Annotated in this window: 10 protein-coding genes; 6 read left to right on the forward strand and 4 right to left on the reverse strand. The window is 66.7% G+C overall.

Annotation, left to right across the window (positions count from 1 at the left end):
• Positions 1–46: 46 nt before the first annotated feature.
• Positions 47–277, forward strand: a complete 231-nt coding sequence (locus F3H95_RS19340; RefSeq protein ID WP_143125896.1) for an AbrB/MazE/SpoVT family DNA-binding domain-containing protein — start codon at positions 47–49, stop codon at positions 275–277.
• Between the two features lie 7 nt (positions 278–284).
• On the opposite strand, the gene F3H95_RS19345 is transcribed toward F3H95_RS19340, so the two are convergent.
• Together F3H95_RS19345 and F3H95_RS19350 are read right to left on the reverse strand one after the other, a co-directional pair.
• The gene (locus F3H95_RS19345; protein WP_188134431.1) at positions 285–2603 is read right to left on the reverse strand and encodes a mechanosensitive ion channel family protein; all 2319 of its coding nucleotides are present in this window, start codon (positions 2601–2603) and stop codon (positions 285–287) included.
• A 137-nt stretch (positions 2604–2740) separates the two neighbouring features.
• Positions 2741–3685: a glyoxylate/hydroxypyruvate reductase A gene (locus F3H95_RS19350; protein ID WP_149747202.1), complete on the reverse strand. Its 945-nt coding sequence runs from the start codon at positions 3683–3685 to the stop codon at positions 2741–2743.
• 314 nt (positions 3686–3999) lie between these two features.
• On the opposite strand from F3H95_RS19350, the gene F3H95_RS19355 reads away from it, so the two are divergent.
• Positions 4000–4854, forward strand: a complete 855-nt coding sequence (locus F3H95_RS19355; protein WP_149747203.1) for a D-amino-acid transaminase — start codon at positions 4000–4002, stop codon at positions 4852–4854.
• A 74-nt stretch (positions 4855–4928) separates the two neighbouring features.
• Here the strand turns inward: F3H95_RS19355 and F3H95_RS19360 are convergent, their stop codons facing one another.
• Positions 4929–5411, reverse strand: coding sequence for a MarR family transcriptional regulator (locus F3H95_RS19360; protein WP_188134432.1), 483 nt, complete (start codon positions 5409–5411; stop codon positions 4929–4931).
• A gap of 196 nt (positions 5412–5607) precedes the next feature.
• Here F3H95_RS19360 and F3H95_RS19365 point away from each other — a divergent pair, with 196 nt between their 5' ends.
• The 4 genes from F3H95_RS19365 to fhuB all read left to right on the forward strand — a co-directional run bounded on the left by F3H95_RS19365 (position 5608) and on the right by fhuB (position 11232).
• Positions 5608–7191, forward strand: coding sequence for an AMP-binding protein (locus tag F3H95_RS19365; RefSeq protein WP_244618077.1), 1584 nt, complete (start codon positions 5608–5610; stop codon positions 7189–7191).
• Positions 7192–7332: 141 nt separating this feature from the next.
• Positions 7333–8166 (forward strand): ATP-binding cassette domain-containing protein, encoded by an 834-nt coding sequence (locus tag F3H95_RS19370; protein WP_149747205.1) that lies wholly within the window; start codon positions 7333–7335, stop codon positions 8164–8166.
• Between the two features lie 13 nt (positions 8167–8179).
• On the forward strand, positions 8180–9079 hold the full coding sequence (locus tag F3H95_RS19375) for an iron-siderophore ABC transporter substrate-binding protein (RefSeq protein ID WP_244618078.1): 900 nt from the start codon (positions 8180–8182) through the stop codon (positions 9077–9079).
• Positions 9076–11232 (forward strand): Fe(3+)-hydroxamate ABC transporter permease FhuB, encoded by a 2157-nt coding sequence (fhuB, locus tag F3H95_RS19380; protein WP_149747207.1) that lies wholly within the window; start codon positions 9076–9078, stop codon positions 11230–11232. The genes F3H95_RS19375 and fhuB overlap by 4 nt, the downstream gene beginning before the upstream one ends.
• Before the next feature lie 130 nt (positions 11233–11362).
• On the opposite strand, the gene F3H95_RS19385 is transcribed toward fhuB, so the two are convergent.
• Positions 11363–13597, reverse strand: coding sequence for an autotransporter domain-containing protein (locus F3H95_RS19385; RefSeq protein WP_188134433.1), 2235 nt, complete (start codon positions 13595–13597; stop codon positions 11363–11365).
• Between the last annotated feature and the right edge of the window lie 376 nt (positions 13598–13973).

Consider the following 13973-nt stretch of genomic DNA (forward strand, 5'->3'; position numbering starts at 1 on the left):
GAAGCCTGCCGCTGCCGATGACGAGGGTGCTGAAAGGAGACCGCGCGTGACATCCACCGTGACGGCAAGGGGACAGGTGACCATTCCCAAGGAATTGCGCGACAGGCTGGGCCTGCAACCGGGCAGCCGCGTGGATGTTCGGGAAGGCCCTGACGGGGTATTGACGCTGACCCCGCTGGGAGCGCCCCAGTCTTCCATCGCACCGAGATTTGCCCTGCTGCGCGGCCATGCCGGTCAGGGTCTCTCGACCGGCCAGATTCTTGCGATGACCCGCTGAAATCCCCTCACGCCTGATGGGCGGCGAGCGGCACGACGGTGGCGGCGGCGCCGCCATCGTGGATGGCGCCATCCGGGACGATACCGGTGCCGGAGCGCACCACCACGGCATTGGAGGCAAGCGGCACGCCGGCCTCCTTGAAGGCGGCAAGCAGGCGCTTCATCGCCTCGCGCTTGATGATGCTGGGCTTGCCGGGACGCGCGGTGAACTTGAAGCGGATCACCATCGAGGTTTCGTTGACGTCGAAGATGCCCTGCATCTTCACCGGCACCAGGAAATCCTCGCCGAATTCGGGATGGGTCAGCAGCGACTGCCCGACCTTCTTGGCAGTCTTGCGGATTACCTCCACATCGGCGTCGCGGTCGAAGCGCAGGTTGAACTTCGTGGTGCCCCAGTCGCGGCTGTAATTGGTGACGGAATTGATCTGGCCGAAGGGGATGGTGTGGATCGGGCCGTTGTGGTGGCGAAGCCTCAGCGAGCGCAGCGAGATCTGTTCGACGGTGCCCATCAGCTTGCCGGTATCGATGTATTCGCCGATGCGGAAGGCATCCTCGGCGAGGAAGAAGATGCCCGACACCACATCCTTCACCAGCGTCTGCGAGCCGAAGGAAAGCGCAAGGCCCAGCACGCCGAAGCCGGCGAGCAGCGGCGCGACATCGATGCCGGCCGAGGAGACGACGACAAGACCGGCGATCGCGATCACACCGCCGAGGATGAGGTTGCGCACGACAGGAAGAACCGTGGTCAGGCGGCTCGTCTCGCGCGGCTGGTCGTCCTCCGTGCCGGGCATGATGACGGCGGCGGTCGGTGCGATTGCCTCGAAATAGCGCATCAGGAAGGCGCACAGGCTCCAGCTGACGATGAGGGCAAGGCTGATCCGCTCCAGCCACAGCAGCCAGCCGGTCACCAGCGTCGAGGCGCCCATCATCAGGGGTTGCCACATGTCGACGATGAGGTGCAGCCCGGTCAGCCAGATCGCGCCGGCGAGCGGGGCTCTCAGGCTCCACAGGATGACCGAGGGCAGGCCGGGGCCGTAGGTACGTTCCCGCTTGCGGGCGAAATGGCCGAGCAGCGAGACGATCGCCATGTCGAGGATTGGGATCATGATGATCAGGAACTGGGTGATGCCGGCTGCCCGCGCCCAGACGGTGTTCTGCGAGGTGCCGGCGACGAGCAGGCCCGCCAGCCAGATCAGCACCGCCGAGACGATGTAGAAATCCGCGAGCGCGGTCCCAACCGCACGGCGGAACGGTGTGTCATCCTGTCCGGCGAAGACGCGGGCGATATCCTGCCGGCCGGCGATGAACCACCACAGCTTGAAGATGGTCAGCACCGTGCTGGAGAGAAACAGCCAGCTGTCGGCGGCGGTCGGCTCCAGCATGCGGATATCGGCCAGCCGCACGCTGTTGCCGATGAAGGCATTCAGCGTCCCGTAGATGGTCAGCATGGCGAAATGCCAGTGGGGCCGGTTGATCGGGATCAGTGGCCGGTATCCCTCGAGCGGCGGCCGGAAGGCCAGCCTGCCGATTGCCATGTAGATGAGGACGCCCGCGCCGCAGGAAATCAGCGCCATGCCGACCTGATGTGAAAACATGCCGCGCGTCAGAAGCTGGCGCAGCACCGCATGCGCGACCGACAGGTAGACGACGATGCCGGCCAGATCGAACAGCAGCAGCGTGATGCCCCGCCAGGCCGGCTTTGCCGGCACATGCGACAGAACCGCGGCTGTCAGCAGCCGCCGCAACAGCAGCGCAAGGGCAAGCCCCACGCCCCCGGCCAGCAGTGCCGAAAGAAGCGCATCAGCCGGACCGTGATTGTCGCCCCGCAGCGTATGCCAGCTGGAGCGGAAGGCCGCGGGCAGGCCGGCAAGGCCGTCGATGGAGCGCTGCGAGCCCTGGGCGAGCGCGTTCCACACATCGGCGACCATCCACATGTCGTTCATTGCCACCACAGGCATGCCGGTATCCTCGGTCGAGGCGCCCGAGGCTGCTGCGGGTGCGGTGGCGGGCGCATGGGCCTTGGCGGGGGCGGCAGCGGGGGGCGCCGGGGCGGTGGCCGAAGCGGCCGGACTTGCGGCCGGAATTGCAGGCGGCAGCGCAGCGCCCGGGGCGGCACCGGTGGCAAATTCCACCTGCACGGGCCGGCCGCCCGCCGCCTTCATTGCGGCGGCGATATCCGCTTCGCTCTGTCCGGGCTGCAGGCGGATGATCACCGGCGTCTCGTCGGCCAGGGCTGGCTTGCCGGCCGTCGTCTCGAACAGAAGGGTGGCAAGGCAGAGTATCGCCGAAAGGCGGCAGAGGGCGAGGAGGAAACGCAATGGCGTCATCTGCTTGGGTTCCAAGGGCATGCGCCCGGCCATGATTGCGGCAGGAGGCGGCTACTGTGACGAACGCCGTCCCTGTCGTCTGGCGCGGATCATGCCTCACAAGCCGCGCGCTTGGCAACGGCGGGTTTCGCCTGGGATCAATAGCCGCGGCCGCGATCCACGGTGGCCGGCAGCGCCCCGTTGCGGCGCCAGCCAGCGATGTTGGCCGCAACGATCTTCGCGGCCGTCGCCGGCGTGGTCGGCGCGGAAATATGCGGCAGCACGGTCACCTTCGGATGCGACCAGAAGGGCGAGGCTTCCGGCAGCGGCTCCACCTCGAACACGTCGAGCACGGCATGGTCCAGGTGGCCGCTGTCGAGTGCGGCGATCAGGTCATCGGCTACCACAACGGCGCCGCGGGCGAAATTGATGAGCGAGGCTCCCTCGGGCATGCGCGCCAGCCGCTCTGCATTCAGCAGGCCGCGCGTTTCGGCCGTCAGCGGCAGCAGGCAGACGACGATGTCGCTGGCCGCGAGAAGCGTGTCGAGGCCCGCTTCGCCATGATGGGTGGTGATTTCGGGCATGTCCTTCGGCGTGCGGCTCCAGCCTTCGACGCGAAAGCCCGCCTCGATGAGGCGGGCCGCGCTCAGGCTGCCAAGCGCGCCAAGACCCAGCAGCCCGACGGAGACTTCCGCCGGATGGCGATAGTCGCGCTGGATCCAGCGGCGCTCGCTCTGGGCCTTGCGATAGGCCGGCATGTCGCGCTGCAGGTAGAAGGTCCAGGCCAGCACCGCCTCGGCCATCACCCGCGACAGTTCCGGATCGACGAGGCGCACGATGGGCGGCGCGGTGACGCCGAGTTCCATCACCAGCCGCTCGACGCCGGCCCATAGGCTGTGGATGAAGGAGAGGCCGGGCAGCGCCGCGACATCGGCCGGGTCCGGATTGGCGACGATGGCGATTTCGGCCAGCCGCCGTTCCTCCTGCATCAGCTCGCGGAAGGGCAGGATGCGCTCCTCCGGCATGGTCCGCCGCAACACCTCCAGCCAGTCCTGTTCTTCTTCGGGCGAGAGGCGGGTGACGAAGGCAATCGGCGGCAGCATGGCCAGAATCTCCGGTATGGGCTTGTGCGCCTTGTGCGTCCGCTCCGTTGAGGCGTCAAGCCGAAAGCGAGCGGGCAGCAGGGCTGGCCATCGGCTTTCCCTTGGCTCCGCAGGCAGGCAGGAACAGACCCGACGGATCGGGCGCAGGTGCCCAAGCTTGTAAGGGGAGACGCACGAAAATGCGACCACCCGCCGGTTGCTTCGCCAGATCCGCAGCCGGTACCGGCCTTGCTTGCGATCGACATCCCGTTTGACGGATGCGCCGGGCGGGACCATAACCCGATCCGACGCAAAGATTCGGCTGGAGGCGCAGCATGTCCCGCATTGTCCATCTCAACGGCGCATGGGTCGCGGAAGCCGAGGCGAAAGTCTCCGTCTTCGACCGCGGCTTCCTGTTTGCCGATGCGATCTACGAAGTGACGGCGGTGATCGGCGGCAAACTGATCGATTATGCCGGCCACGTGGCGCGGCTGAAGCGCTCGCTCGATGCGCTCGGCATCCCCGCGCCGGTATCCGACGAGACGCTTCTGTCGCTGCATCGCGAGATCATGGCCCGTAACGATCTGACCGAAGGGCTGATCTACCTGCAGATTTCGCGCGGGGCGGAAGACCGCGATTTCCTGTTCTCTTCCGATCTCGCGCCGACCTTCGTGATGTTCACGCAGAAGAAGCCGGTGCTCGGCAATCCGAAATGGGAGAGCGGCATTTCCGTCATCACCTGGCCGGAAGGACGCTGGGTGAACCGCCAGATCAAGACGGTACAGCTTCTCTATTCCTCGCTGGCCAAGATGGAAGCGAAGAAGGCAGGCGCCGACGACGTGTTTCTGGTGGAGGACGGGCTGGTGACGGAGGCAAGCTCGGCCAATGCCCATATCGTCACCGCCGGGGGCGTGCTGGTGACGCGTCCGCTGTCCAACGCGCTGCTGCACGGCATCACGCGCGGCTCGGTGCTGGATCTCGCCGCCCGCGCCGGCCTCGCCGTCGAGGAACGCGCCTTCTCGCCCGAGGAGGCGAAGGGGGCGGCGGAGGCCTTCATCACCTCGGCTTCCGCCTTCGTAATGCCGGTCGTTGCAATCGACGGCAAGCCGGTGGGCGATGGCCGTCCGGGGCCTGTGTCGACGCGGTTGCGCGAGATCTATATCGAGGATCGCCTCGCCTCGGCGATCTGAGTTTTTGCCGGAGCCGCAGTCGCGATTGCCCACAGATCTCCCCAGTCTTTGGGGAGGGGCCGCACTCTATCTCTCTAAGTCCCGCCCCCGCGCTCGTAGAGCCGGCGCAGCAGGCGGATCAGTTCCTCCCGTTCGTGCTCCGATATCACCGAGAGAAAGCGTTCCTCGTGCCGGTCGATGATGCCGTGCACGGTGTTCAGCGTTTCTTCGCCGAGCGCCGAAAGGCGGATTTCCTGCCGGCGGCGGTCGATTTCGGAGGCGCGGCGTTCGATGAGGTCCCGGCCGAGCAGCCGCTTGACCATGCCCATCATGGTGGCGCGGTCCATGGAGAGCGCATTGGCGATCTCCACCTGCGAAGCGCCGGGATTGGTGGCGATCAGTTCCAGCGCGGCCAGCTGCTTCTGCGTCAGGTCGAAATCGCTCATGGCTGCCACGAAATCGCGGTAGAGTGCCAGATGCGCCATGCGCAGGTGATACCCCACCAGCTTCTTCAGCCAGGTGCGCTCCAGCCCGTCGCCGTCCGCTGCCGTGTCCGGGGGGATCCCCTTTCCATCCATCGAATCGTCCCTGATCTCTCTTTGCCTATCAGGCATGCCGGAGGCGGCCATGGCAAGACCGGCGGCAAAGTGCCTGCCGACGTGCTTAATACGCAAACCGTCGATGTCAGAAGCGCTCTTGCCAAATGACAGGCAAAATCGTATGCATTGCATACTAATTGGTCGTGGGGGCGATCAGCAGGAGGAGGCCTTGAGGATGCATGCAACTGAAGTGGATATGGCCGGCTTTGCGCTCGGCAATTCCTTTACGCTGGTGGCCGAGGATCCGGTGGGATACCGGGCCCGCGTCTCGCCCGGCCACATCGCCACCCGTCTGCTGAACGACGGTGCGACGCTGACCTATGCGCAACTCGACGACCGCATCGCCCGCTGTGCCGCCTTTCTCTACGCTGCCTTCCAGGCGCGCGGCGAAGGGTTTCGCGTGGCAGGGCTCGGGCGCAACAGCGTCGATCTTCTGGTGCTGGCCTTTGCCTGCCAGCGCATCCGTGCGATCTTCGTGCCGTTGAACTGGCGGCTCGGCGTGGCGGAACTCGCCGGCATCGTCGCCGATTGCGCGCCGGAACTGGTGGTCTACGAGGCGGAGTTCCAGGCCGCCGCAGAGACACTGCGCGAGGGCCGTCCCGGCCTTTCGATCATGCCCTATGCCGGCGCGCCGGAAAGTCTCGATCAGGCGCTGGCCGACACCGCGCCGATGCAGCGCCTGAAGGGCGACCCGGACAAGCCGGCGATCCTCCTCTACACCTCCGGCACCACGGGTGCGCCGAAGGGCGTGATCCTGACGCGGCGCAACCTCTTCTATTCGGCGGTCAACTTCTCCTTCGTCGGCGAGGTGGTACCGGGTTCCGTGACCTTCTGCGACCTGCCCTTCTTCCACACCATCGGCCTTGTGGCGATTGCCCGCACCACGCTGATGATGGGGGGCACACTGGTGATTGCCGACCGCTTCGTGCCGGAACGGACCATCAACTGCCTCAATGACGATTCGATCGGCGTGACGCATTATTTCGCCGTGCCGCAGATGGCGACCATCCTGCGCGACCAGCCGGGCTATTCGCCGGAGCGGATGGCACGGCTGAAGGCGATCTTCATCGGTGGCGCGCCGCTGCCGCCGCCTTTGGTCGATGCCTATCTCAAGGATGGTGTGGCGCTGGTCAACGGCTACGGCATGAGCGAGGCGGGCACGGTGATGCACATGCCGCTCGACGAGACCGAGATCGCCCGTCGCCACGGCAGCGTCGGCTTTCCGGCCCCGCTGATCGAGGTGCGCATCTGCGATGAGGCCGGGCACGATTGCGAGACGGGCGCCGTCGGCGAATTGTGGATCCGCGGCCCCTCCGTCTCGCCGGGCTACTGGCAGAAGCCGGAGCAGACCGCCGCCGCCTTCGTGGACGGCTGGTTCCGCACCGGCGACATGGTGCGCTGCGACGAGGACGGTTTCCACGTGATCGCCGACCGGCTGAAGGACATGTATATTTCCGGCGGCGAGAATGTCTATCCGGCCGAGGTGGAAGCGGCGATCCTCAGCCATCCGGCCGTGGCCGAAGTTGCCGTGATCGGCGTGGCCGATGCCCGCTGGGGCGAGGTGGGGGTGGCCTTCATCGTGCGGCGCCCGGATGCCGTGCTGGATGCCGAGACGATCAAGGCCCATTGCGGCGAACGGCTGGCCGCCTACAAGCGCCCGACCCACGTGATCTTCATGGATGCGATCCCCCGCAATGCCGGCGGCAAGCCGCTGAAGCCCGTGTTGCGGGCCGATTGGGCTGCCCGCTCTGCCGCCTGACACGGTGTCGGTTTTTGCGCAGGAAGGAACGCCGTCTTCCTGCGAGAAGCCCGCATTAATACTTGATGGATGCATTCATATTTAGTAGTCCCCCATGCCGGAGGGTCCGTGCCGGATCCGGTCAGATGGTGGGAGATGGAGATGAATGCGTCCGCAACACCCGGCCTTGCTGTTGCAACGGCAGCCGCCGGTGATCGTGACCGGCCGGCGCTCGGCGCCGAGGGGCTTTCCTTCTCCGTCGATGGGCGCGATCTGCTGAAGGATGTGACGATCCGCTTCCGGCCCGGCGAAATGGCGGGGCTGGTGGGCCATAATGGCTCCGGCAAGTCGACGCTGCTCAAACTTCTCGCCCGCCAGCAACTGCCGAGTCGCGGCCTCGTGCGCTATGGCGGGCAGCCGGTCACCGTACTCGGCGCCCAGGATTTTGCCCGCAGGATCGCCTATCTGCCGCAGGACGTGACGGCCGCCCATGCCATGACGGTGCGTGAACTGGTGGCCTGCGGCCGCTATCCCTGGCATGGCGCGCTCGGTCGCTTCTCGGCGCTCGACCGGCAGAAGGTGGAGGAGGCCCTGGCGCTGACCCATCTGGAGCCGATGGCCGACCGGCTGGTCGATACCCTGTCCGGCGGCGAGCGCCAGCGCGCCTGGATCGCCATGCTGATGGCGCAGGATACCGAATGCCTGCTGCTCGACGAGCCGACCTCGGCGCTCGACATCGCTCACCAGATGGAGGTGCTGGCGCTGGTACGCCGCCTGTCGCGCGACAAGGGCCTGAGCGTCGTCATCGTGCTGCACGACATCAACATGGCCGGCCGTTTCTGTGACCGGCTCTATGCGCTGAAGGCTGGCGAACTGATCGCCGAAGGCCGCCCGGACGAGATGATGACACCGGACAACCTGCAGCACATCTACGGCATCGCCATGAATGTCACCCGCCATCCGGGGCTCGACATCCCGCTCGCCTATGTCTGCTGAGCCGATGCCCCGGATGTTCGCTCGGCGCGATGCGCTGCGGCTGGCTGCCGGCGCGCTGGTCGGCCCGCTGCTGGTCGGCCCCGGCTATGCCGATGCATTGAAGGCCGGCGGGCCGACGCGCATCGCCAGCCTCGATTACGGCCTTGCCTCCACGCTGCTGTCGCTCGGCCTGACGCCGGTTGCCATCGCCGCCCGCGACGACTGGGACAAATGGGTGGTGGAGCCGCCGCTGCCGGCCGGCATTGCCGATCTCGGCGCCTCCTGGGAAATCAATTTCGAGGTGCTGACCAGCCTGAAGCCGGACCTGATCCTCACCACGCCCTACAATGCGGCGCTGACGCCACGGCTCGAAGCCGTCGCGCCGACGCTGAGCCTCGGCGTCTATACCGCCGATGGCGGCGATGTGCTGCCGAAGGCGGTGGCGGCGACCAGGGGGCTGGCGGAAGGTGTCGGTCGCGTGGCGGAGGGCGAGGCGCTGATTGCCCGCACGGAGGCCTTTTTCGATGCCTGCCGGGCGCGGCTGGCGCGGGTTGCGCCGCCGCCGCTGGCGCTGATCAATTTCCTCGATGCCCGCCATGCGCGCATCTATACCGCGCCCGGCCTCTATCACAATGTGCTGGAGCGGATCGGCCTCACCAATGCCTGGGCGAAGCCCGGCAATTTCTGGGGCTTCGAGACCATCGGCATCGAGCGCCTGGCGGAGATCGGCGACGAACGCGCCCGGCTGATCGCCTTCGAACCGGTGCCGGCGGATGTGCTGCCGAAGCTTGCGCTAAGCCCGCTCTGGCAGGCGCTGCCGCTTGCCCGGCCCGGCCATTTTTCCGTGCTGCCGGGCTCGCTGATGTTCGGCATGCTGAATGATGCCGTGCGCTTTGCCCGCATCCTCACCGACCATCTGGAGCAGACGGCATGACGAAACGCCCGGGCACGCCACAGGCGATCAGCCCCGCCCCCGGCGGGATAGGCACGGCCGGACCGTGCGCAACGGCGGCCGGGGACGCCGCTGCCGGAGAGGTCTCCTTGTCCGGGGCGGCGGAACGTCCCGCTGTGACCGGTTCGGCGCGGGCTGTTTTCCCGCAGGCGTTCCGGGCCCATGCCGGGCCGGCGGCGGTGGTTGCGGTGCTGATGGGCCTTGCGCTGCTGCTCGCCTTCCGGCAGGCGGCCCCCATCCTGGCCGCGCCGCAGCCGGCGCCGGATGCGGCGTCTGCCATGGCCGCCACGCTGTTTTTCTTCTCCACCTTGCCGCGCATGGCAACGGCGCTGCTGGCCGGCGCGTGCCTGGCGCTCTCCGGCGCGCTGTTCCAGCTGGTGCTGCGCAATCCGCTGGCGTCGCCCACCACGCTCGGCATTTCGGCCGGCGCCAATCTGGCGCTGGTGGCGGCCATGCTGTTCATGCCGGGCCTGCTCGGTTTCGGGCGGGATCTGGTGGCGCTGACGGGCAGCCTGCTGGCGGCCGGTCTCGTCTTCCTGATGGGGGCGCGGCACCAGTTCTCGCCCTTCTCGCTCGTGATGTCCGGCCTCGTCGTCAGCCTGTGGTGCGGGGCGCTGGCCGCCGTGCTGACGCTGCTGAACGACCGCTATCTCGAAAGCCTGTTCATCTGGGGCGCCGGCTCGCTCTCGCAGCAGAGCTGGACCATTCCGCTGTCGCTCTTGCCGAAACTCGGGCTTGCCGGTCTTCTGGTCGTGCTGCTGCTGCGTCCGCTCTTCCTCAACGAGCTGGGAGAGGCCGGCGCAAAGGCGCTTGGCCTTCGCATGGCGGAGCTCAGGCTCGCGGCGATTGTGATTGCCGTGGCGCTTGCCGCCTTCGTGACGAGCGCCGTCGGCGTGATCGGTTTCATCGGGCTTGTGGCGCCGACCATTGCCCGGCTGGCCGGCACGCGGCGTCCCGGTGCCCAGCTGTTCTGGTCGACGCTGATCGGGGCGGGGCTGCTCTTTCTCACCGATACGGCGCTGATGGCGCTGGCCGGGCAGATCGCCGATTTCCTGCCGACCGGCGCGGTGACGGCGATTTTCGGCTCGCCGCTGCTGCTGATCCTGCTGCCGAGGCTCAAGACCCGTCACCGGGTGATGCAGGCGCCGGCGGCCGGGCGCCGGGTCGCGGCCGTTTTTGCCGGCAGCCGCGGCGGTGCCGCGCTGCGGGTGATCCTGCCCGTGGCCATGCTGGTGCTGCTGCTGGCCGTTTTCTTCGGCCGCAGCCCGGACATGAGTTTCCGCCTGATGCCGCCGGCGCTTTTCGGCGATCTCCTGTCGCTGCGCCTGCCACGCATCTTGGCCGCCTTTGCCGCCGGCATGATGCTGGCGGCGGCCGGCAGCATTCTGCAGCGGCTGACCGGCAACGAAATGGCAAGCCCGGAAGTGCTGGGCATCAGCGCCGGCGCAACGCTCGGGGTGGCGGTTGCCGTCTTCGTCATTGCAGCACCCGGCCTGTTCACCCAGCTCGGCTTTTCCGCGCTCGGCGCCTTTGCGGTGCTGGCCATCATCGTGCTGACTGCGTCCCGCTCCGGCCTTCAGCCGGAACGCGTGCTGCTGGCCGGCATTGCGCTCGGCGCGATGGTGGATGCGGTGGTGGGCGTGATCGGCGCGACCGGCGATCCGCGCGCTATCTTCCTGCTGCGCTGGATGAGCGGCTCCACCTATGGCGTAACGCTGGAGGGGGCGATGCTGGCCGGGCTTGCCGCCGCGCTGCTGCTGAGCCTGACTGCGCTTTGCCGCCGCTGGCTGGATCTTCTGCCGCTCGGCGCCTCGGCCGCAAGCGCCATCGGCGTGCCGCTGCGCCAGGCAAGGCTTGCCCTGATGGGGCTTGCCGGGCTGTTGAGCGCGGCCGCGACCATGAGCGTCGGCCCCCTGAGCTTCGTCGGCCTGATGGCGCCGCATCTCGCCCGCCAGCTCGGCTTCACCCGCGCCGCGCCGCAGCTTCTCGCCGCCTGCCTGTTCGGCGGCCTGCTGATGGTTGCCGCCGACTGGATCGGCCGCAGCGCCGTCTACCCCTACGAAATCCCCGCCGGCCTCGTCTCCGCGCTGATCGGCGCGCCGTTTTTGATCGTGCTGATGCGACGGGGGCGGTAAGGGGAAAGGCGCATTCGGAACGCGCCGGAAACGTTCAGCGGCTCGTGAAAACAGGCGGCGGACGAGACGGGAGCCCCCGCATCATCCGCCCTTCATCACTCGCAGGCGACTGCCCGTCCGGTGGCCGGGGTCAAAAATTGACCGTGAGCCCGACCTTGACGGCATTGTCGTGCGCCCCTCCGGCGAAGCGGCCGCTATAGTTTGCGGAAAGCACTGCGTTCGGACCGAGGTGATAGTCGAGCCCGGCGCGGATCAGCCCGCTGTTGCGGGCCAGCGGCACGCCGGCCACCGCAAAATCCTGGGACCCGGAGGCAAACCGCGCCGTGGAGACCGGGGTCACGTCATCGAAGGCATGCTGCCAGGCGAGGCTGAGGCTGGGGCTGATCGTGACCCCCGGCGCCAGCGTTACCTGGCTGCCAAGCCGCACGCCGATGCTGGAAAACAGCGTGTCCATGTCCTGCGTGCTGACCGAGAGCGCGGATGTCGATCCGGTTTCCGTCAGGTCACGGGTGGCAAGATGGACATAGGCAAGGCCCGCAAAGGGCTCCAGCGTCATGTCGTCCATGTGGACCGTGTAGCCTGCCTCGCCAAACACCTGCGTCGTTGCGGCGTCATAACCCGCGCTGTTGACACCGCTATAGCCGTCGAATGCCACGGCGCGGCGCATGTCGGCATCGTGCCATGTATAGCTGATGCCGGTTTTCAGGTTGAGGTCGCCATAGCGCGCGCCGGCATAGGCGCCGATGTCGTAATTGTCGCTCGTGCCGGAACTGTTGCGGCCGTCAACATCGAAGGTGGTTCGGCTGTATCCGGCCACCAGGCCGGCGCGCCAGGTGTCATCTAGGGCCACATCGAGGCCGCCGAAGAGGCCGCCGATGGTGCTGGCTGTGCTTGCCGCATTGCCATTGCCCGAGGCATTGGCCCAGGCACCGAACCCTTGCATCCACAGCGTTGGCGCAAGCTCCGGCGAGAGCGCCGCGGTGGCGGGGCCGGAGGCAGCACTTTCCGGGGTCAGCGCCTGTGCGAGCCGTGCATTCACCGCATCGCGCAGATAGCTCGACTGCTGCAGCATCACGCCGCTGGCGGAGGCATAGGCTTCGCCCGACAGGCTGTCGAAGGCGGCCGGTGCCGCACCGGTGGCAAGGTTGGCAAGGGCATAATAGACGGGATTGCTCCAGCCCAGCGGATCGGCGGCGCCCGCCAGCGCGCGCTGGTTGGCGGTCTCGGCCTGGCTGGCGAAGCTGATGTCGTTGCGGAACAGCGTCAGGTAGACGTCGTTGGCGTCATAGCTGAGCTGCGGCGTCAGGAAGGCGAGGTTGGAGGTGACATCGGAGAAGGTGCCGGTGACGCCGCCGTTCGCCTGAAGGATCGTGACCCTCGTCATCGGATTGTAGCTGCTGGGACTTGCATTCACTGCCACCGTTCCGCCGAGGATGCTGGCGGTGCCCGTGGCGGTGATCAGGTCGTGCGCACCGGCGGCGGTCACATCGACATCATAGGTGGAGCCCGCCAGGAAGGTGACATTGCCGGCAACCGTCAGCGTGCCCGGTGAATAGCCGGGGGCGGCGGTGCCGCCGGAGGCCACCGTCAGCCCGCCGATGGTTCCACTGCCGCCGATCCGGCCGCCGCTTTCGATGGTATAGGCAGAGCCGGATACGGCCCCCGACGAGAGCACGAAGTCGGAATCCGAAACAGTGATCTCGCCATCATAGCCACTCGCACCGGTGAAGTTGACCGTGGAGCCGCCGACGATGATGACGGCGCCCGAGCCGGTAATGGTGCCCGGAAAATCATAGGTTCCGGCGCGATCGAAAACGAGGGTGGCATTGTTCACGACATCGCCGACAATCGAACCGGTTGTGCCGTCATTGCCGATCTGCAGCGTGCCCTCCGAGATGGTGGTGCCGCCCGTATAGGTGCTGTCGCCCGTCAGGATGAGGGTGCCGGTGCCGGTCTTGGTGAGCGAGCCGGTGCCGGAAATGACGCCCGCATAGGTAAGGGTATCGGACCGGTCGACGATCAGCTGGCCATTGTTGACGATGTCGCCGAGAACCGACCCGCTGGTTCCGCCATTGCCGAGTTGCAGCGTGGCGCCGCCGTTGATCGTCGTGCCGCCGGTATATTGCTGGTCCTTCACGAAGACGATCGTGCCGTTGCCATTGCCCGGATCGGAGGAATTCTTGATGATGACGCTGCCGGGTACGCTGGAATCGGTCAGAACGCCGGGGAGGGTGAGGAAACCTGCAAACCCTGTTTCGCCATCGGAGAAATTATAGTTCAGCGTAAAACCTTCGCCGATCTGGGCGACGCTTTCCATGGTCAGGCCAGTTGCCTTGCCGGTCACCGTCACGCTGTCGGTTCTCAAGGCAAAGCTCAGGCTGTTCGCTCCCGGGCCGGTCAAGCTGTTTGTTGTCTCAGTGCCAGAGACCGTCAGCTTTGCGGCTTCGCCGCTGTCCGATGTTCCGTAGAGTTCGAACGAATACTTATTTGATTGCGGGGAAACGAGGACTTTCCCGAGACGATCGAAGGTATAGGTTGACGTGCCTGCCTTTCCGTCCGCGTCTATCGAGGGAACAGTCAGGATATAGGTCACCGGCGATACGGTTTTCCCGTCAGGATCTGTCAGTCCCTGCTGGCTGGCCGGCGCAAGCAAGCTGGTCGGGCCGCTCAGAAAACTGGTTCCAGACGCCTGATATGTCTCACCCTGAAATGATGTGTACAGGTTGGATTGCGAAAAACCG

The organism is Rhizobium sp. RU35A, from assembly GCF_900156005.1.
Lineage (GTDB): Bacteria > Pseudomonadota > Alphaproteobacteria > Rhizobiales > Rhizobiaceae > Neorhizobium > Neorhizobium straminoryzae.

Excerpts from the sequence above, each read along its gene's own strand:
- F3H95_RS19345 (WP_188134431.1), bottom strand. The coding sequence starts at position 2,603 with ATGACGCCATTGCGTTTCCTCCTCGCCCTCTGCCGCCTTTCGGCGATA.
- F3H95_RS19350 (WP_149747202.1), bottom strand. The coding sequence starts at position 3,685 with ATGCTGCCGCCGATTGCCTTCGTCACCCGCCTCTCGCCCGAAGAAGAA.
- F3H95_RS19355 (WP_149747203.1), top strand. The coding sequence starts at position 4,000 with ATGTCCCGCATTGTCCATCTCAACGGCGCATGGGTCGCGGAAGCCGAG.
- F3H95_RS19360 (WP_188134432.1), bottom strand. The coding sequence starts at position 5,411 with ATGGATGGAAAGGGGATCCCCCCGGACACGGCAGCGGACGGCGACGGG.
- F3H95_RS19365 (WP_244618077.1), top strand. The coding sequence starts at position 5,608 with ATGCATGCAACTGAAGTGGATATGGCCGGCTTTGCGCTCGGCAATTCC.
- F3H95_RS19370 (WP_149747205.1), top strand. The coding sequence starts at position 7,333 with ATGAATGCGTCCGCAACACCCGGCCTTGCTGTTGCAACGGCAGCCGCC.
- F3H95_RS19375 (WP_244618078.1), top strand. The coding sequence starts at position 8,180 with ATGTTCGCTCGGCGCGATGCGCTGCGGCTGGCTGCCGGCGCGCTGGTC.
- fhuB (WP_149747207.1), top strand. The coding sequence starts at position 9,076 with ATGACGAAACGCCCGGGCACGCCACAGGCGATCAGCCCCGCCCCCGGC.